Source organism: Sphingomonas hylomeconis (genome assembly GCF_025370105.1).
In the GTDB taxonomy this organism is placed as follows: domain Bacteria; phylum Pseudomonadota; class Alphaproteobacteria; order Sphingomonadales; family Sphingomonadaceae; genus Sphingomonas; species Sphingomonas hylomeconis.
This window is the reverse complement of sequence record NZ_JANQBK010000024.1, coordinates 1-18,842: the sequence shown is the minus strand read 5'-3', so window position 1 is coordinate 18,842 and position 18,842 is coordinate 1. Positions and strand designations below refer to the sequence as shown.

Genomic DNA, 18,842 nt, shown 5'->3' with positions numbered 1-18,842 from the left:
GTCATCGCCCACCACTTCCCCTTTTCAGCGGTAGCCAACGGCCCTCACTGGGTTGCAAGAGCCCCGGAAACCCGCCACTTTCATAGCATCAAGGGTTCTCACCCGTCGACACCCAAGTAAGCTTCGGCTGGGGGCACGATGGGGGTACGCTAGCGAGAAAAGGGGGCATCGTGGCACTCACCGATATCCAGGCGCGCAAAGCCGAGATTCGCGAAAAGGATTACAAGCTGTCGGACGCCGGCGGCCTCTACCTGTTCGTCACCACGAAAGGCTTCAAATCGTGGCGGCTGAAATATCGGTTTGGCGGCAAGGAAAAGTGTCTGGTGTTTGGCCCTTATCCTGAGGTGTCGCTCACGAAGGCGCGTGAGGAGCGCGATCGTGCGCGCATGCTCTTACGCGATCATCGGGACCCAGGGCTCGAGGAGCGCAAACGGAAGATGGCGGCGCATGCCGCCGCTGGCGTCACCTTCGAGAAGGTCGGCCGCGACTGGCACGAGGCGCAACGAGCTCGCTGGTCGCCGGTCCAGGCGAAGAAGGTCATTCAGGCGTTTGAGCGCGACGTCTTCCCTGAGATAGGTAAGCTGCCGCTGCTGGATATTGATGGCCCTATGATCCTGAAGATGTTGCGGAAGGTCGAAGCCCGCGGCGCGATCGATACCGCCAAGCGCATTCGTCAGCATGTGTCGGGCGTTTTCGGCTACGGTATCGCTGAAGGCTTCGTCGGCGCGGATCCCGCTGCGACGATCGGCCGAGCGCTGAAGCCTATTGCGAAGAAGGGCAAACAGCCGGCGCTGCGTACGATCGATGCCGCGCGCCAGCTACTGATCGACATGGACGGCACGACCGCGGGGCCGCTGACCATTCTCGCGTCTCGGCTGCTGGCGCTTACACTGGTCCGGCCTGGTATCGTTCGCGCTGCCCGGTGGCAGGAATTTGAGGGCATCGACTGGAATGCCCCCGATGCGGATGCCCCCAATGCGCTATGGCGAGTGCCGGCGGAGCGAATGAAGCTGGAGCTCGAGCATAAGGGCGACGAAGCGTTCGAGCACCTTGTGCCGCTGCCGCCCCAGGCGGTGGCCGTCCTGCACGCCGTGCGGCGCCTGACGGGCTGGATCGCCTACCTGTTCCCCAGCATCCGGTCGACGGCCAGGCCGATGTCGGAAAATACGATCGGCTATATGTACGCGCGTAACGGCTATAGCGGCCGGCATGTGCCCCACGGATGGCGAGCGACCTTCTCGACGGTGATGAATGAGATCGCCGTGAACGAGCAGCGTCCGGATGATCGCGCACAGATCGACGCTATGCTGGCCCACAAGCCGAAAGGGCTTTCGGGGTCGGAGATGGCCTACAATCGGGCGACGCACATGGGGCGGCGGCGTGAGTTGGCGAATGAGTGGGCGGATCTGCTCACCGTCGGTCTGGGGGAGCCCGCCCTTCTGCTGAAAGGGCAGGAACGATAGGCCGGGCGGAAAGGGCTTTATCTCAGGCGAGCGCTATGGGCCGGGCTCTGAAATGGAGTGGCGCACGACGGCGCGCTGGGAGAGTGCGGTGGACGCGCGGGTGGCGGAACGGAAGCGGACCACCCTAGTCGATGGCGGTATCCCTGAGGGGTAGGTGTTGGTACTCCGCCGGAAGGGGGACTGCTTTCGGCCAATACCCTACGCCCTTTACGTTCAGGAATTTGCCTGATCGCCAGATATTCGTCCCTAGCACCTTATGCTTGTCGCCGCCCTCTAGCTGATGGCCAGCGGCCTCCAGCCTTCTGACAAGATCGCCGCGAGTCAGTGGCCGGCCAGCCTCGGAAATCATTTTCGCGGCGTCGTCCAGCGCGGCAGTCACGGCTGCTGATTTCTGCGCTCTGACGGTCGTTAGTGGGGGCTTTACTTTGAATAGGTCGGCCTGATCCGCAAAAGGTGCACGACGCTGCTGCGCAGCGCTGAGCGACTGGATGAACGTTTCTACCGCCGCAAGTTCGTCGCGTAGCTGCTGTCTGCGTTGCAGGGCGCTTTGTAAAAGCTCTTCCATGCCGTCCTCCTGCTGCCAGTGACCAAACACCATATTGACCGCTACGTCAACTCGCGAGTTGCGGACTCCACTCGTTAACGCTTGCTTAGCGAGTGGTGATGTGGCACAACGTCCCCACGGGCGAGTCGCGCCCGTAGAAAGGTGATGCCTATTGATGTGAGCTGGGGGTCCGGGGGATCGCCGGAATCGAAAAGAACCGACCCCTAAGGGCCGGTCCTTCCTAAGCCTAGACGCCTGAGCGCCGACCTCGTTTCTGAACAATCCGAGAATTGCATGCTCCGGTGTCTAGGTCAACCCTAGACAGGAGATTCGCCGTGGAAAAACGGAAGATCATCGACGTCATTTACCGCCAATGCATTACGCTGCGGAACGGTAAGCGGGTGTGTAAACCAAAAGGCCAGGTTTATCGCATTCCTATCTATGAACCGAAAACGACCTAACACAGCAACGACAGACTGGCCGGGGGAAACCCCGGCCTTTTTGCTATCAACGCTGCCAATACCCCCTTACGAACGCTACGCTGGCCAAGCCATACTCTTATGAGGGTATACCCAGCCGCTCGCATGCTTCGCGATCCGCTAGCTCCATCGCCCGACGCGGTTTCATACCGGCGTTTAGCCGCTCGCGCATTAACAGGATGGCAACACGATGTGCTGCCGGGTCGGCGCGCAAGCCAGCGCCAATCGGATATTCGTCCCGGACGTACCGACGGAAATCGCCCTCCGCGATCCAAGTAATTTTCGGATCCGGGATGAACGGAAAGATTGAGGGTACGTCCCATTCTTGGGGCGTGATGCAGATATAGCGACCGGCCGCGCGAATGACGGAATGCAGCATGAAGATGTCGCCTTGCAGCCACCAGCCGACCACATGCTCAGTCTGACCGGACGGGTCGTTCTCGCTATACCATATGGCGTTGGCGTGGCACTCCCTTGCCGGCATTCTTCCCCACGCGAGTTCGTCGGCGGGCGCCCGTTCAGCGCGCTCAATAGGAAGGCGCCTTATTTCAGCAACGGCGGTGGCCTCTTCGGGAGTGCCGGGCTTGTCCCACAAGTCGCATTCGACCAGCAGGGCCGCTCGCAACACCGCCTCTTTATGCTTGGCTTCTCCCACGTTCTATCTCCTACGCTGCCGACTGCCACCCCAGCGGATTCGACACCCACCGGTTGATATCGCTTTCGTACCAAGCCACCACGTTCGCGCTCAGTGCGATTCGAACGGGGAACTCTCCGACCTTCATCTTGCGATAGATGGTCGGCGTGGAGAGCCCGGTGCGGCGGCGCACTTCAGGCAAGCGAACTAGGCTGTCTCGACTTCGATCGATCACTTGCCCTCCTTCTCGAGCATCACTCGAATTGCTGCCACATCCGCAAGCAACGCAGCCTGCTCGTCGTGCGAGAAGGTGTTGGGGTCGACCGTCAGCCGATCAATAAGCCGGACGATAACCATCGGCGCGATGACGAAGATCGAGAGGTGCATTAGTACTACCGCATCGATTTTGCCGGTCCAAGTCTTGGGTGACATGTCGCCATAACCGGTAGAAGTTGCTGTGGTAGCGGCCCAATAGAATGCGTCAGGAAATGACACGCCCTCCGCGCCGGCGAACACTGCGGCCGTGATCGTCAGCAACGCGAGATACCAGACGGCGAGTTCCTTGACCGTGTCGGTGGCGGCTTGCAGCTTGTTCATGCGATCGGTCCTGGGCAGGGGGGATTGGTGTCACTTTTTAGCCACCGCTCGTGAACACTGTCGACGGGCCAAGCAGGGTCGCCGCGTTGGAAAGTTAGCCCCGCCGGCTCGCCGCGGTCATCGGCGCCGGTATCCTGTTCCGGCTCAAAGTCAGGGTCGCCGTCCAGTTCGTCAAGCAAATCGATCAGCGCGTTCACGGCGCGCTCGATAGTTGCGCGTGCGGGCAGGGGGCGGCTGCTCATTGCGGCGGCTCCCCCACGATCCGATAAAAGCGGATGTTGTTTGATCGAGTGGGCGCCTGGTTGCGCCACCACGCTTCCGGGTACGATCCTGCATAGTCGCATAAGTGGTCCCCGAGCACGGTGCCGCCCGCTAGCATCACCTCGACCAGCATTTTTGGTGAGAATGGGAATGGGCTGGGCACGTGGCGGATCCAGCCATCGGCACGGATCCGCACGCGTGGTTTAGCGCGGCTCTCGACGCGCGCCGCGGTGCCCTGTCCCCGGCCGAAGCGATGCAGCCACGCGATCATAGTTCGCGGTCCCCGCAATCAGCCGTCGCGATCGCCGGTACGCCATCGGGGGCGACACGGCTGATCCGAAGGACACCCTTGACCCTTTTTGTCCCGTCCAGAACGTTCAGCATATCGGGGCCTCCCCGCCCGTGGGATCAAAGTCGCCACACCAGGACGTTTGATGCGTCACCGGGAAAGCGCTGGCGGCGTAGATGGTCAGTGGTTCGGCCGCTTCGCTGGCGTCCACATGGAGACCGAAGGACGGCACGGTCATGAACCTCGAAAGGATCGTCTCGCTGATGCGTGGCGGATGGCGCCGGCAGTCACCCACGCGGCGCTGGCTCTTCAGCAGGCTGTCGTCGGTGTACCGATCCCAGAACCGGCATGACGCGCAGGTATCCGGGGCGGACATTATGCGCCCTGCTCAGCGAGGTTTACGCCAGCGATGCGCGCGAGGTCTTCGATCGCGGACCACAGCACCTGATCGAACATATCAGCGAGATAGAGCCCCCGGACAAATTCCTGGTTCGTAGGATCGCCCATGGCGAGATCCGACCAAGGGCTCAATTCCTTGTGCTGGAAGGCCACTCGAAGCTTCACCAGCACGCCCTCTAGCGTAGCCGCTCGCGCCTTATAGACCACGTCTTCCAACGCATCGACGCGAAGATCGGCTGCTTGATCAGCTTCAACGGAGGTGTCCTCAGGTCGAGCGCGATAGGCGAGCATTTCCTTCCGCAGGCCAGCGAAAGCATCGTTCAGCGCCTCGTCCCCAATAGGATGCGACCCCATGCGGCCGAACCGGCGAGCATCGTGCACCATCTGACGGATGATATCGCGCGCTCGCGTGAGATCGTGATCGTCGTTCTCGGCGAATATCTTCAGCTTGACGCCGAGCTCAGCCGTACTTGGAGCTGGGGCGAGGTAGAGCTCGACGCGGGCATCCGTGGCTTGGTTCCACAGCTGATCGCTATTCTTTTCGATGTCCGTGTAGTCCACCTCCGCGAGCTCGCGCTTAGCGATTGGATCGTTGCCAGTGTGATAGTGCAGCGGCCACTTGTCGCGTACGGCCTGGAACCTATCATCCGCCGGGGTAAGAACAGTGTCGTAATACGTGCGCGCCTCTTTAAGCGCCTCTACGTACCGGCTATAACTACGCTGCCACTGGATGAGCGGCCCACGCATGAAAGGATTGCGCTCGGTTGCGCGATCAAGGACCGCCTTGGCGTCCGCGTCGATCGCTTCTACGAGTGGCGTATTATCGGCCGTGTTGAGGTGGAACTCGTCCGCGGCCAGCGCGCGGACCTTGTAGGCGAGGCCCGCAGCATCCGGTGCTGGTGTGGTCGCCAGGGCAGTGGTGGCGGCCGAGACGGCACCGACGAGCACGTCGTACGTAGCCGACCGCTCGGCATAGTACGCGTTCAGTGCAGTGGTATCGTGGCCGGCATCCTTGACGGACTTCAGCATGGCGTCGAGCGGCACCAAAATGGTGTCCTGGAACTCGTCGCGCGACTGAACGGCATTTTCGAGCGCTTCGCACGCCAAATCCCAGCTGGTCAGGGCCGCGGTATCCGAGATGCAAGCGAGATCTTCGAGCGTGGCGCCCTGCTTCTGCTCTGGAAGCTTCGAGATAGCCGCGCCGACCGCCACGGCGGCGGGCCCGGCGATGTAGGCGATCTTGATGTTGGGCTTTGGCGCGGCGAGCGGGAACGAGCACGGTGCGATGTCGGCAAACTGCGTGGCCATGACGGGTCTCCATGCCGCTTCGTGCGGCGATAGCGATAATGTGCATCTATTGCACAATACCGTCAACCCATAATGTGCACATCCTGCACTTTATTCTTCCGGGTAGATGGCGTCCGGCCAAAATTCGCCGTCGACCTGCCGCACTGCGGCCCGAACTGGTGGCAGGGTGGGCGCCTCCCCATCAAAAGCAACGCGAATTACGCAGCCGAATTGCGTTGCCTCTTGGAAAATCGCCGACGCCTCGTGTCCACCGTCTAGGATGCGGGCGACAAATGCGGCGCGCTCCGATCGGACGTAGCCAAGCTGGATATCGTGGCCGAACACGGCAATCGCGTTTTCGTCGGCCGGGTGTTTCGGTTCGCGGACAAGCTGGATCGCATCGCCTGGCCGGCATAGCGAGATGCCGAACCTTCGCGTCGGGCCGCGCTTGTTGGGGAATGCCACGCCAACTATGGCAAGAGACAGAACGAGCACTCAGGCGGCCAGTATCTCTACCGCGTTTGAGATATGCAGGCGTTCAATACGTCCATCCCGAAAGGTCTTTTTGGCGTCGACGACGAGGCTTGCGCGCACTGTCGCCGCCTCAGTGTACAAGTTTGGAGCTTGATCAAACGCGGGGTCGGTCACGTTTGCCGTCATGAATCCTTCGCCGTCGAGCCGAGCAATCTTCAGGGTTCGGTTATGGTGCTGATATCCGTCTACGTGGACCACCAGCCGCTCCTGATCCCCAACGGTTGCGCCGCCTCCCTCACGGATCACATCGGCCATTGGAGCATCGATAAGGCTGCCGGCGCCGGAAGCATCACCGATTTGCAGTTGGTCGACTGAGCGGCCAACTGGGGCTACGGCTTGTTTCGAAGCATATCCAGAACGCTGCGCAACTGAGTGAGCTAGGTGGCTGACGGTCTCGCGAATAGTATCATGCCAGCGCTGGTCGGCACGTTCCCTCGCCGCTTCCGTGATACGCAAGATCTCAAGCATGTTCTCTTTATGTACCTCAGCTTCGGAAGGCCGTCCACCGCGCAATTTAAGCACGTATGAGACAAACTCCATCGCGCTTTTCGCTCGCCCGGACGCGACAAAATCCCAAAGAAGCGGGAGCTGGCCTACCAGTGGCGCAAGGCCTCCGAGTATTTCAACCGATCCAGCGCGCGGAGCTTGAACCTCTAACGCAATCGGCGGTCGCTCACGGCGCGTCGGAAGGCGTTGCTCCGTTAAAACCATAAGGCTGTCGGACATAATACGATCTAGGCCGATCAACGAAGCGCCAAGATGGCGCATTTCGATGGAATTCCTCGCCGCATCACGCCCGCGATAGACAAAACGAAACGACCGCTCCGGATCGGCTGCGATCACAGGCCCCTCGCAAACCATGTGGCCCGGCCTTCGGTCATTTTCTCGCCCCCACAAACACGACACGACCGACGATATTGATGTCACGCAGCAATTGCCGATCCGGCGGCACGCTAGCGTTATCGGAGAATATCTCGCAGCTGTCGCCTTGGCGTCGCAGTCGCTTGATTGCCGCTTCCTCGCCGATGGTGAACGCCCACATGGCGTCGCGCTCGGTGAGTGTGCGCTGCGATCGATCAAGCAACACTAGATCCCCGTCACGGATCGTAGGCTCCATTGAATCGCCTTTGCCCCGCGTCCAGGTTAGCGTGGCTGGTGGCGAGTGCGTGATCGACTCAATCCACACTTTTGGAAATCGGAGAACGTCGATCTCCGGGTAATCTACGGCGAACGTCGTGCCCATGCCGTATGCCATGTCGATGTGCTGTATTTCGACCATTGCGAGATCGTCGTCATCAACCGCCGGGTTCGACGTCGGCGCAGGTACCTCGGACGCCAACCCGGCGCGATAAAGCATTTCATCGCGAGTAACATGCAACAGTGCAGCCACGGCATCCGCGCGCCGGACGTTCATAACCACCTTACCGTTAGCGACCTTGTTCGCGACGGATCGCTCGACGCCAAGCGCCTCCGCCAGAACGTCGTCCGTAATTTTCAGCTCTTTCTTGCGAGCTTTGAGCCAATCCACGTCCATGTGCTTACGATGCACAATCTTAAAGTGTAAGTCGTGCGCATCTGGTGCACATATTCCACTTGACGTTTGTGCATCTATTGCACAGTATGCTGATATGAGCACCGAGCTAGACGCCTATCTAAAGGACCGCAACATCGCCGATCGGGACTTTGCCCCGCTGATCGGTCGAGATCGCTCGATGGTAAGCAAGCTGCGCCATGGGCGGCTCCGCCCGACACTCGATCTAGCAGACGCCATTGAGCGCGCTACCGATGGCGCCGTCCCTATTCGGGCGTGGCTCCCCGCCCCAGCACAGGTGGGGGCGGCATGAACGGCCCAGAGATCGTTCAGACGCTCGCTGTGCTGGGTGCTGCCGGTATGTGCCTCTGGACCTTGATCGTCACTGATCGAGCATCGGCCTCCAACGCGCGAAGCTTGAGCCGTATCGAAGCTCGCGTTCGCCGGCTGGAGAGGGACAAGAACACGTGTTCGTGAATCTCGTCTCCCCACGAAATTTGGCTTCGCGGAGTACCCGCGGGTGGTATCAGGATACCGGGACGCAACGGCTCCGCCCTTGCGGCGGACTCGAATTTCTCCAGCGTGGGCACCCTGCCGCCCAAGCCGTCGGTTTTCGATGCCGCAGCTCGCATCGCATATCGAATACCGCGCGGTTTTGTAACGGCGATTTCTTCGAGCTCCCAAAGCCCGTCCGTCCGGTTCAGGATATTTATAGTCATCGTGCACCATTTCTCGTCGAAGCATACCTCGGTTCGGATATTGACTACCGGCTGGTCGGCGCTTCGCTGCCGGCGATCGACGCGACGAGTGTAGGCCAAGCTCAACATCGATGCCGCCAAGCTGGCGCAACTGATGATAACGGCGGGCGCCGACCAAGCGTCCGCCATCAAAGATACCTGACCACAGCTGAGCCCCTTCGAATTGATTTCGAAAATGACACGATAACTGGACAGCGTCTGACGGCAAGCGGTTCACCGCTTGGTGTTGAGCCGGCGCCACCTGCATGTCTTTGAGAACATCAGTCATTGCTTGCGACCGATCGCCGCAGCACGCAAATGACCGTCTCCATGAACTCGAGCGGCTCGCCCCAAAGCTGAAGCTGGTTGAGGTCGTCGAGACGGTGCAGAAATCGGTGGATCGCCATCGGGGGCAGCTCCGCGTCGCCCATCGCGTCAACGATCGCCGCCAATACGTTTGCCAATGCGCATGCCGTCAACCGGCTGTGCTCTCGAGCTTGTTTGTCTTTCGCCATGACAGGGCTTTTGCATCATGAGCGCACCGCACTTCCACGGCACGCGCCGCACTTTTACCGCGTCAGGCGCGGTCGATGCGCAGAATGCTGTGCTGACAGCAATCAAGACCGAGGATGGCGCCACGTGGATCGACATCGGCCGGGTGTTGGGCAAGTCCGATGATCGGGCTGCCGCCTATGCCAACACGTCTGCGGCAATCGACCTGCCGACATTCCTTGCTGGCTGCCATGAGTGGGGAGGGCGGTTCGCTGATCCTCTACTCGGCCTGGTCGGTGGGCGCTGGGCCGATGCGGGTGCCGTGTGCACCGGCGACGACAAGGCCGCGCTAACCCTTGCCACACTGCTGCCAGCGATCATGGCGATCGAGGCGGATGGCATCACAGAGGCCGCCGAGCTCGCGCCGCATGAGACGCTCATCCGGCGTGTCCACGTTCTCACGTCAATCTGGCTGGAAATGATCGCGGCCGAACGAGGTGCTGCATGATTGACCGACCAGCCCCGCTGACCCCACCCAATTGCGACCTGCAGGACTTCCCTTTCATGCCGCTGCACGTGGCCCGTCTGCGCGACAGTGACCTCGCCGCGGAGGGGCACCCGGAAGCGTGCTGGTATGCCGTGCTGCTTTGGTCGGCGTCCTGGCATCAGCTACCCGCAGGATCGTTGCCAGCTGCAGACGCGGTGCTCGCGCGACTATGCGGCCTTGGCCGTGATCTGAAGACGTTTCGGAAGCACCGTGCCGACGTGCTGCGCGGTTGGATCGAATGCGACGATGGCCGCCTGTACCATCCTGTCGTAGCTGAGCAGGTAATCAGCGGATGGGACCGGAAGCGGCGCCAGCGGCATCGCACCCTCTGCGCGGCGGTACGAAAGCACAACGAGCGAAAGCCGGATGAGAAGCGTGACAGCCCCGACTTTGAGGCATGGTTGTCGCTTGAATGTCCCGGTGACGTGGCCTCCTTGGTCACGGCAATGTCACGCGTGACAGACCCGATTGTCACGCGTGAAACAGCATCCAAGAGACAGGGACAGGGACAGGGAGATTATAATACCGTAGCTAAAGCTACGGCCGCCGAAGCGGCGGCGCCGCCGGATTCTCCCGATGTCGCCAAGGCCGCCGAAGCCCACCTGTGGGATGCCGGCAAGCGCTTCCTGCAAACCCGGGGCGTCGCCAAGGCACAGGCCGGCAGCGTGATCGGTAAGTGGAAGGGGGCCCATGGCACCGCCAGCGTTCTCGAGGCGCTCGGCGTGGCACAGCGCGAGCCCGACCTGGTCGACCCGATCCCGTTCATCGAGAAAATCTTGAGGCGGCGTGCCGGCACGGAAGTCGGCGCCAACACGATCGGCGGCGTGCGAATGAGTTCGCCGTGCTGAGCGCTCGCGAGATCCTGACCCAGCTTCGGATCGTGCTTCGCGACTACGGGCCGGGCAATCACAAGACCCTCTGCCCCGAGTGCTCGCACACCCGGAAGCACAAGCGGGACCCCTGCCTTTCCGTCACGATCGACGCTGATGGCGTCGTCTTCAACTGCCACAATTGCCCCTGGACTGGTGGAAAACGATATGAGCAATCTTCATCCCAAACACGCGGAATGGCTCACCGGACGGTCGATCGACCCGGTACTGGCGGAGAAATTCGGCCTGACCTCCACGCAGCAAGGCGGCAGCGGGTTCTGGTTGACCGTGCCGTATGTCGAGAACGGGCAGGTGGTGAACCACAAGTTCCGGCAGACGGGGGAAAAGCGGCACCGGATGGACGCGGGGGCGCCCCTCATCCTGTGGAACCACGACGCGCTGCTCTCGGAGCCAGTGCGCAGCGGGCAAGCGGCGGTGGTGATCACGGAGGGGGAGTGGGATGCCCTGGCGGCGATCCAATCCGGGTTTCCGCACACCGTATCGGTGCCGAACGGCGGTCCGAATGAGCCCAGCCGCGGCGACATCACCGAGGAGAACGACGCCGAGCGGTATCGGTTTCTATGGCGCGCAAAGCCGCATCTCGACGCCGTCGGTAGTTTCATTCTGGCGGTTGATGGCGACCAGGTCGGGCGGTTGCTTGCGGCCGAACTCGCCCGGCGCCTCGGCCCGGAGCGCTGCCGGTTTGTAAGCTATCCGGCCGGCTGCAAAGATCTGAACGAGGTGCTTGAGCTGTACGGCGAGGGATCGGTGGCCCTCGTGCTGAACGAGGCTAAGCCTTATCCCGTGAAGGGCCTCTATCGCTTCCGCGATTTCCCGGAGCCGCCCGAATATGCGTCGGTGCCGCTGTACCTGCCCGGCGCCGTCGACGGTCCGCACCTGCTTCCGGGCACCCTCATGGTCTGGACCGGGTTCGCCGGCGCCGGGAAGACATCGCTGATGGTGTTCATCATCGCCGATCTGCTTCGCCGCGGCATCAACGTCGCCATGGGCAGCTTCGAGACCGCTGTGAAACCGATCCTGCAGCGAAAGCTGCGTGCTGCCATAATCCAGTGCTCCGATAACGACGTCGGCAACGAGCAGTACGTCTCGGCCGCCCGCGTCGCCGAGGCGGACGAACTGCTCGATCAGCGCTTCTCGATTATCTGCCAGGACTTCACCGACGAAGAGCACGAGATGACGCTTGAGGAGATGCTCGAGCTCGGGCGCATCGCTGTGCTGCGCGACGGAGCCCGGCTGCTGATCTTCGATCCGTGGAATGAGCTGGAGCACAAGCGCCGGCCGGACGAGACTGAGACGGATTACACTGGGCGCGCCATACGGGCGATCAAGGCATTCGCTCGCCAGTACATGGTCGCGGTCTGGATTGTGGCGCACCCGAAGAAGCCATCGATGTGGGGGCAGAAGCCGGACGCGCCAGGCCTGTATGATATCTCCGGCTCGTCGCACTGGGCGAACAAGGCCGACTACGGCGCGGTGATCTATCGGCCGAACAAAGAGAGCAACGAGACCCAGCTGATCATCTGCAAGGTCCGCATGGGTTTGCCCGGCAAGGAGCAGACAATCAAAATGGACTGGCAGTGGACGAACAGCACTTACGTGTCGCGGGTGCGGGAAGATGCAGCGTGAGCGCTGAAAACGAGACGCGTCCGCAGCGGATCGAGCGCGCCCGCAAGGCGCTGGCGGAACGTGCCGCAGCGGAACCTGGCCTGGTCGACAAGGTCAATCTGCGCATGCGCCGCCTGGACGCAGCGCGGAAGCGCGAACGCACCCGGTTCGAGACGTTGGTGCTGGGGCAACTACCGCTGGCACCGGTGTTCAAGAAGCCAAAGGGAATGAAGGCGAGCGTCTGGCGCAAAGAAGAGGCGCGGTTAATCGCTGAGGCGCAGGCGCAGCAGTCGATTGCCGCGCGCTGGTCGCACAAGCAAGGTACGCCGGAGACGCTCGAGCGTGCCGGCAGAACGCATGACGGCGCGCTGGCCCAGCTCCACGCCAATGGCACGATCGACACTGAGCAGCTCGAATGGGCGGCGCAGATCGCGAACGTGCATCGGAGCATCGAGGCGGACGTTGCGGTAAAGGTGGCGAGCTTCGAGGCGCGCGTGGACCAGTCGGTACGTGGTGGCGCAGTTGGCGAGCGGATCCACCGGGTGCGGATGCACCACGCCTACGGCATTTGGCGGGATATGCTGCCAGCGCCCAAGGCGCTGGTGCTCGACATGATCGTTGGCGACGCTATCGGCTATAGCGTGGCCGCGGTCCGGCATCGGGTCCATAAGCGGAAGTCTAAGCGGCTGCTGCTGGAGGCAATCCAGCGCTGGCCTATGTGCGTAGCGGCGGCGTTCTCGGTCATCGATCAGGTCATGGTCGATGCAATGAACGGAGCGGTCGCGCCGTCAATTGTTCCGCATCGCGCGGTCCAATCGCCACCTCAGACCTACGAGCCTGCGCGCCGACAGCAACCGTCTGCGGAGGCGACCAACGAGCCTTACCTGCTGCCGGCGATTGATTCCCAGTTCCTCGACGATCGCGGCTATCTGCGGCCTTGGGCCGACATTGCTAGAATCGTTCGCGAGAAGGTTGCCGCGGTGAGCGAAGACTGATCAGGAACAACCGAAGCGCCCGGGTATTTATCCAAGATGGTTTATGCTTAAGGCGCGGTTATCGTGACAAAACCTCCAGTATATGTGCCGCGGACAGCTGCCGAAAAGGCTGCTCATAAGGAACATTTACGGCAGGTAGAGGCCTACGGCTCGCCACGAAAGGTATGGGTCGAAGACGGGCACGTGTTCGTCGAGAGCTATGACGGCAGCGTCGTAAGCATGACACCGGAAGTGGCTATCAAATTGGGTCGCACGATTAGCGAAGCCGGAACAGAGTCGCTTATACACAGGGTAATGGAGGAGGCTGACGAGGGTACCACCAGAGCACCGGCGAATGACCCCGGCCCCGAAGAGGCGGAATAACGCGCGAAACTTGGCCTTTGCCGACGCGCACCAGAGATATGGCCGCACGGCGATCATATGTAACGCCATGCCATCGGCTGCGACATTGCCCCCGCCAGGCGAGGGATGATCAGCAAAACCAAAAGGGGCGGGGGATGGTTCGGTAAACCATTCCCCCGCTCTCATCCCCCGCCGCTGCTGCTACAGCCGCTTTTGCCGCGCGCGGGTTCCAGTGGCTTAGACGGCGTCTAGGGGGCGCGACTTAAGGCCCAAGCCGGTCTGCATGGCTATATCCCGGCGCCGTTCTGAGTAGGCAGGCGCTACCATGGGATAGTCGTGCTTTAGATTATATCGCTTGCGATATTCCGTCGGCGTTAGGCCATGTTTGGATAAATGGCGGCGCAACGCTTTGTACGGCTTCCCATCGATTAGTGAGATGATATGATCCCGACTTGCCAAAGACTTACGCTCGGTCAAAGCGCCCGTATAGTTCGTCTGGGCCGCAATCTTCGTATCGGCTGAGACGGGCGCTGCCAGGCTGGAAAGGGCTTCATGCATTGACATGAGAAACGCAGGAACGTCATCGGCAGCAACCCGGGTGTGGCCATTTGACAGCCAGGCGATCGTCAATTCAGCCGCCATCGCGACTGCGTCGGCACCTTTATTATCAGACATCTATCTTCCTATCTCGACCCACTCGGTGCGCTACAGCTGAGTTTCCGCGCTGTAAACCTACCCGGAGTCCGGAATCGGGATTAGAATATCTGACGATCCGTCAACTCTCGCGGCGGCACGAAAGCGGACAGTCTCGTATCTCCAGAGTCAAACGTCCGCCTTGATCTCAAGCCAGCGTTATGCCCCATTTGGTCATGCGTTCATCGGCTTGCTAATTGCCTGCAGTCCGGTCTTGCCGTCACGGACCCAGCGAATGATCGCCGGCAGTCGTGCCCGTTCGGGCGTTTCGATGTGGACCATGAGACCCACGCTTTCCCCCGCGAACGCCGGGCCTTCGATCATCATGCCTTCGGCCGATATGTTCCTGATAGCGACGTTATAGGTCCGGTCGCCAAGAACGAGCTTGGCGTTCCGGATTACCTTGTTCCTCGGAGCCCGACTAATTTTGTAACCCACCGGGGGGGCAGCTTCACCTTGGGCGGTCAACTGTTCCACGAAGTCGTTCAATGGCATAGGCAGGCCATAGACGAAACCTTGAATGTGCGTGCATCCCAATTCCCGGATTAGTTCAATTTCATCTTGCTGCTCTACGCCTTCAGCTGTCGTCTCCATTCCAAGTGCATCGGCCAACATAACGATCGATTGGATGATCGCCGCGTTGCGGTTGCCCTTATTGATCGCCCCCCGAACGAAACTCTTATCGATCTTAATCTTGTCGAACGGTGCCGTCTTAAGATAGCCCAACGCAGAGTAACCGGTGCCAAAATCGTCGAGCGCGAGCCGTACGCCCAATCCCTTCAACGCCTTGAACATCTTGTCGGAAGAGTCGGTGTCTCGCAGGAACACGCCCTCAGTTATTTCCAGCTCGATTCGATCTGGTGCGATGTCATGGTTGGCCAAAGCATTGGCCACAATGGCGGCGAACCCGGGGTTGCCGAACTGAATAGGCGAGACGTTGACCGCAACCCGAATGTTGCCCGGCAGCATGGTCGCGTTGTGGATCGCAGTTCGCAGCACCCATTCGCCAAGTGCCTCGATTAGCCCGCAGTCCTCTGCGACCGGTATGAAGTCGGCGGGGCTGATCTGTCCCAGCTGAGGATGCCGCCATCGGAGCAATGCCTCGCACCCAACGATCCGACCCGACCCCACTGACACGACCGGCTGGTAGGCGAGGTGAAGCTCGTCATTAGTGAGCGCCACCCGCAAATCGTCCTCAAGCTGTTTACGGGTTCGGGCACCAGCCAACATCTCGGCCGTGAACACCCGGTGCACGCCGCGTCCGTCACCTTTGGCACGATATAGCGCCAGATCGGCATTGCGGGTGAGCGATTCGGAATGGGTACCGTGTTCCGGCGAGTAAGCGATCCCGATCGAGCAGCCGATCGTCACAGGCAGATTGTCGATTAAGTAAGGCTTGGAGACGATATCGATGATATTGGTGGCGAAGTGCTCCGCCACGGACCGGACCTCACCCCCCGACATAATGATCTGGAACTCGTCGCCGCCGAGACGGCCTACCAGCCCGACGTTACCCATTGCCTGCATCAGCCGCTTGGCCACTTGCCCCAGAAGCTCATCGCCTGCCTGATGGCCAAGCGTATCGTTGACGCTTTTGAACCTGTCGAGATCAAGGAGCAGCAAGGCAACGGGATCGAACCCGCTGCGCGTACTCGAGAGTGTTTGCGTGAGAACGGTTTGCATCCGCTGCCGGTTGGCCAAGCCTGTTAAGGCGTCCGAATAGGCCAACCGATTTATATCAGCGTCAACACGGCGTTTCTCGGTCAGATCGCTGCCGTAGCCGACGAAGCCGATAAATTGGTCCTGTTTGTCGAAACGCGGCGATCCAGAGATTGACCACCAGCGCACCGACGGATCGTGCCGTGTCTCTACGGCCAAATCTGCGAACCCAGTTTTGGTACTCAGATGGAAGGATAAGGTGCGACCGATCCCGCCGCCTTGGCCGTCCATCTTGAAGACATCGGTCAGGCCGCGGTTCTGGGCACTCGCGCCGTGTAGGATCTGCTCGATCTCATATGACAGGTAAGTCAGGCACCCCTGAGAATCTGTTTCCCAAAACCAACCCGCACCGCTTTTCTCCAGTGCTTGGACGAGACGCACGGCACGAGCCGCATCCTCTGCCTGCTCTTGAGCTGCGTGCAAGCTGAACGGATCTTCGCGGCGGATTCGGAACATGCCTCTAGGTATGACCAATCTCTTGCTACTTCGTTGCCGTGAAATCGCTGCGGCTGGGGCGGCCCAGCTCGGAAGGCCGGACCGGTATCAATTAAATCGACGTTGGAGACGAGGATCAAGCGAACGCCGTCTACTGCCCACATTGGGTGACCGAGCGCCAGACGAGGTCGTAAAAGCGGACAGGCGATAAACACCCCCTTGCAGAGATAAGAAACGCATGAGAAAATAGTGTCGTTGGAGAACCTCGTGAATCTATCGGTCGACCCGCGAGCAGCTAATCTGGGACGCTTACGTCTCGCCATGTGGACGTTCTTTGGCGGATTGCTCATCCTTCCAGCCATAGCGATGCTGTTCACTGGGGAATTGCGTTGGACGGCTGCTGATTTTATTGCGGCTGCTGCCATCTTCACCGCTCTCGGTTGTTCAATAGAGGCGATTGTTTGGCTGGTTGACCAGCCCTTTCTAAGGGCGGCATTGATTTGCGCAGCGATAGCAGCTTGCTTAGCAATCTGGGCCGATGGCGCAGTCAAGATTTTTTAGTTTGTGACAAAATCGGCTGCTTTCCACTATGATAAAACGTCAGGGTAACTCGCCGACGAAACCCAAAAGGGGCTTGCAGGTGGCCTCGAAAAGTGCCAAAAAGACCGCGGAACAACTGCGTCCGAGCGAGACGCCTGCTAACATTAAGCTCACCCTTAGCGGTGGGCTTTCTTGTTCCAGGGGTTAGATGTTCAGCTCACTTCGTGAGATCGTAGCGCATCATTTCGTGCAACTTGCTTAGCATCGCGTGCGCCCGTCTTGCTTGCCGATCTATGGCGCGGACAGCGCAGGATCGCTCCTGAAGTGCGCGACGTTCGTGATATGCGATTGCATCGTTAACTTGAGCTGTCATGGCGCCATCCCTGGTTAGAAGGTCGCCTCGGCGTGTTAGCGGTGTCTTAACGCGATTAGTTACCGGAGTAGTTACGCGAAACTTCGGACGGTATTTCTCGATGCGCGGCGGGTATGATCATCGGGCGCGTGTTCGTGCATTGCGATGAACTCTTCCATCTGAATGTCCGAGAACGGGATACGGAACTCGACCGCCGCGCGATTATTCGACACCCGGACTACCGTTGCGACCTTTGCTGTCATGCCTTGACCCACAGCGACTGTATGGCCGACCGGCAGCGGCGATGGGATCGAGATCAGTGCACCACCTCGCGAGATATTGAGCAGGTGGACGCGAAGAATTTCTCCTCGGTATAACATCTGCGAGGGGACAAACACTTTCCGGCGTGGGCTCGACCGGCTCCACGGGGCTGAGGTTTCCAGATTGAGCACATTATCCCCCCCCGTATTGTTCGCGAGCTAAAGCGCAACCGAGCCCATTGTTCCGGGGAATGAAGGTTACCCTGTTCGTAGGCATTGGTGTCTGAACCGCCGCGTTGGGGGGCGAAGGCGAATACATGACAGCCCGGCCGCAAGCAGTCTTTCGGGGGTAGCGACAGCAACCCGGCAGCGGTAGCATACTGCCATGGGTAAGCGTTGCACTCGATGCCTCGAAACTAAGCCGAGGGAGCAGTTCACAAGGCAGGCGAGCGGCAGGTTGTATCGGGCTTGCACAGCGTGCCATCGACCGCATGCTGATGCGCCGCACGACCGGGCTTATTACAAGTCGCCCGAGTATAAGCGGATCAGCAGGCAGCGTTCGGCTGAGCGTCAGGGGCGCGAGTGGAGGCCGAGCGGGCCGGGCGGCAAGGGGCGCGCCGCGGGTTATGCGGTGCCAGTCGGACTGACTGCTGCCCAAGCGGCCAACGCTGCGTGGAGGGAGTGGGTGGCGCAAGCGCCGGTATGGTGGCTTGCTCGCTATAGAGTAGCCTCTGCCGAGGCACGCAGGCTGCGCGCCAACGATAAGGCTAGACGGTATCACGCCGACAATCTGGATAAGTGTCGCGAGCGCGTGAAGCGTTATAAGAATGCTCATCCTGACGTTGAGGCGCGGTGGGGCACAACACGCTGGCGACGCGCGGCGAGCCAAGCGGATGGTACGATATCTGCCGCTGCCGTTGCCCGCGTACTTCGAAGTCGTCGGTCATGCCCCTATTGCCTGGCGCCGATTGACGCCGCCACAGCGCAGCTCGACCACATCATCCCGCTGGCTGCGGGCGGTTTACATGGGGTGGTCAATCTCACCCCATGCTGCGGACCTTGCAACATGAGGAAGTCATCAAGGCCATTCGATGAGTGGCTCGCAATGCTCGCCGGCAAGGTACGTCAGTCGGCAGAGGCGCTGTACGAGCAACGATACGGAGCGATCGAGCAGGGCGTGCTGCTGTAGCCCCGCCCGTTGCCCCCCGGGGGGGGGG

Annotated in this window: 22 protein-coding genes; 7 read left to right on the top strand and 15 right to left on the bottom strand. The window is 60.6% G+C overall.

Annotated features, from left to right (window positions below):
- Positions 1-170 precede the first annotated feature (170 nt).
- Complete coding sequence (locus NV401_RS18560; RefSeq protein WP_261295952.1) at positions 171-1,463, top strand: tyrosine-type recombinase/integrase; 1,293 nt, start codon at positions 171-173, stop codon at positions 1,461-1,463.
- Between the two features lie 124 nt (positions 1,464-1,587).
- Here the strand turns inward: NV401_RS18560 and NV401_RS18555 are convergent, their stop codons facing one another.
- The 12 genes from NV401_RS18555 to NV401_RS18500 all read right to left on the bottom strand — a co-directional run bounded on the left by NV401_RS18555 (position 1,588) and on the right by NV401_RS18500 (position 9,270).
- The gene (locus NV401_RS18555) at positions 1,588-2,028 is read right to left on the bottom strand and encodes a hypothetical protein (protein WP_261295951.1); all 441 of its coding nucleotides are present in this window, start codon (positions 2,026-2,028) and stop codon (positions 1,588-1,590) included.
- Positions 2,029-2,565: 537 nt separating this feature from the next.
- The gene (locus tag NV401_RS18550) at positions 2,566-3,141 is read right to left on the bottom strand and encodes a hypothetical protein (protein ID WP_261295950.1); all 576 of its coding nucleotides are present in this window, start codon (positions 3,139-3,141) and stop codon (positions 2,566-2,568) included.
- Between the two features lie 10 nt (positions 3,142-3,151).
- Positions 3,152-3,355 (bottom strand): helix-turn-helix transcriptional regulator, encoded by a 204-nt coding sequence (locus NV401_RS18545; RefSeq protein WP_261295949.1) that lies wholly within the window; start codon positions 3,353-3,355, stop codon positions 3,152-3,154.
- On the bottom strand, positions 3,352-3,717 hold the full coding sequence (locus NV401_RS18540; RefSeq protein WP_261295948.1) for a potassium channel family protein: 366 nt from the start codon (positions 3,715-3,717) through the stop codon (positions 3,352-3,354). The genes NV401_RS18545 and NV401_RS18540 overlap by 4 nt, the downstream gene beginning before the upstream one ends.
- On the bottom strand, positions 3,714-3,914 hold the full coding sequence (locus NV401_RS18535; RefSeq protein ID WP_261295947.1) for a hypothetical protein: 201 nt from the start codon (positions 3,912-3,914) through the stop codon (positions 3,714-3,716). Before NV401_RS18535 ends, NV401_RS18540 begins: the two co-directional genes overlap by 4 nt.
- Positions 3,915-3,955: 41 nt before the next feature.
- Positions 3,956-4,249: a hypothetical protein gene (locus NV401_RS18530; protein ID WP_261295946.1), complete on the bottom strand. Its 294-nt coding sequence runs from the start codon at positions 4,247-4,249 to the stop codon at positions 3,956-3,958.
- A gap of 106 nt (positions 4,250-4,355) precedes the next feature.
- Positions 4,356-4,643: a hypothetical protein gene (locus NV401_RS18525; RefSeq protein WP_261295945.1), complete on the bottom strand. Its 288-nt coding sequence runs from the start codon at positions 4,641-4,643 to the stop codon at positions 4,356-4,358.
- Positions 4,643-5,974 (bottom strand): hypothetical protein, encoded by a 1,332-nt coding sequence (locus tag NV401_RS18520; protein ID WP_261295944.1) that lies wholly within the window; start codon positions 5,972-5,974, stop codon positions 4,643-4,645. Before NV401_RS18520 ends, NV401_RS18525 begins: the two co-directional genes overlap by 1 nt.
- Before the next feature lie 90 nt (positions 5,975-6,064).
- Entirely contained in the window at positions 6,065-6,418 is a 354-nt protein-coding gene (locus NV401_RS18515) for an HIRAN domain-containing protein (RefSeq protein WP_261295943.1), read from the bottom strand.
- 30 nt (positions 6,419-6,448) lie between these two features.
- The gene (locus tag NV401_RS18510) at positions 6,449-7,330 is read right to left on the bottom strand and encodes a DUF7946 domain-containing protein (protein WP_261295942.1); all 882 of its coding nucleotides are present in this window, start codon (positions 7,328-7,330) and stop codon (positions 6,449-6,451) included.
- Between the two features lie 34 nt (positions 7,331-7,364).
- Positions 7,365-8,021, bottom strand: a complete 657-nt coding sequence (locus NV401_RS18505; RefSeq protein ID WP_261295941.1) for a LexA family transcriptional regulator — start codon at positions 8,019-8,021, stop codon at positions 7,365-7,367.
- 1,015 nt (positions 8,022-9,036) lie between these two features.
- On the bottom strand, positions 9,037-9,270 hold the full coding sequence (locus NV401_RS18500; RefSeq protein WP_261295940.1) for a hypothetical protein: 234 nt from the start codon (positions 9,268-9,270) through the stop codon (positions 9,037-9,039).
- Between the two features lie 17 nt (positions 9,271-9,287).
- Between NV401_RS18500 and NV401_RS18495 the strand changes: the two genes are divergently transcribed.
- From NV401_RS18495 to NV401_RS18480, 4 genes are all read left to right on the top strand, one after another.
- Positions 9,288-9,755, top strand: coding sequence for a hypothetical protein (locus tag NV401_RS18495; RefSeq protein ID WP_261295939.1), 468 nt, complete (start codon positions 9,288-9,290; stop codon positions 9,753-9,755).
- Positions 9,752-10,642 carry a YdaU family protein gene (locus NV401_RS18490; RefSeq protein WP_261295938.1) on the top strand — a complete coding sequence of 297 codons (891 nt, stop codon included), beginning with the start codon at positions 9,752-9,754 and terminating at the stop codon, positions 10,640-10,642. Before NV401_RS18495 ends, NV401_RS18490 begins: the two co-directional genes overlap by 4 nt.
- Positions 10,643-10,831: 189 nt before the next feature.
- Positions 10,832-12,310: an AAA family ATPase gene (locus tag NV401_RS18485; RefSeq protein WP_261295937.1), complete on the top strand. Its 1,479-nt coding sequence runs from the start codon at positions 10,832-10,834 to the stop codon at positions 12,308-12,310.
- Complete coding sequence (locus tag NV401_RS18480; protein WP_261295936.1) at positions 12,307-13,284, top strand: hypothetical protein; 978 nt, start codon at positions 12,307-12,309, stop codon at positions 13,282-13,284. The genes NV401_RS18485 and NV401_RS18480 overlap by 4 nt, the downstream gene beginning before the upstream one ends.
- Positions 13,285-13,863: 579 nt before the next feature.
- Here the strand turns inward: NV401_RS18480 and NV401_RS18475 are convergent.
- Positions 13,864-14,301 carry a MucR family transcriptional regulator gene (locus NV401_RS18475; RefSeq protein ID WP_261295935.1) on the bottom strand — a complete coding sequence of 146 codons (438 nt, stop codon included), beginning with the start codon at positions 14,299-14,301 and terminating at the stop codon, positions 13,864-13,866.
- A 192-nt stretch (positions 14,302-14,493) separates the two neighbouring features.
- Positions 14,494-16,494, bottom strand: a complete 2,001-nt coding sequence (locus NV401_RS18470; RefSeq protein WP_261295934.1) for a putative bifunctional diguanylate cyclase/phosphodiesterase — start codon at positions 16,492-16,494, stop codon at positions 14,494-14,496.
- A gap of 300 nt (positions 16,495-16,794) precedes the next feature.
- Between NV401_RS18470 and NV401_RS18465 the strand changes: the two genes are divergently transcribed.
- Positions 16,795-17,034 carry a hypothetical protein gene (locus NV401_RS18465; RefSeq protein WP_261295933.1) on the top strand — a complete coding sequence of 80 codons (240 nt, stop codon included), beginning with the start codon at positions 16,795-16,797 and terminating at the stop codon, positions 17,032-17,034.
- A gap of 423 nt (positions 17,035-17,457) precedes the next feature.
- On the opposite strand, the gene NV401_RS18460 is transcribed toward NV401_RS18465, so the two are convergent.
- Positions 17,458-17,817, bottom strand: a complete 360-nt coding sequence (locus tag NV401_RS18460) for a PilZ domain-containing protein (protein ID WP_261295932.1) — start codon at positions 17,815-17,817, stop codon at positions 17,458-17,460.
- 193 nt (positions 17,818-18,010) lie between these two features.
- Here NV401_RS18460 and NV401_RS18455 point away from each other — a divergent pair, with 193 nt between their 5' ends.
- Positions 18,011-18,814, top strand: coding sequence for an HNH endonuclease signature motif containing protein (locus NV401_RS18455; RefSeq protein WP_261295931.1), 804 nt, complete (start codon positions 18,011-18,013; stop codon positions 18,812-18,814).
- Positions 18,815-18,842 lie beyond the last annotated feature (28 nt).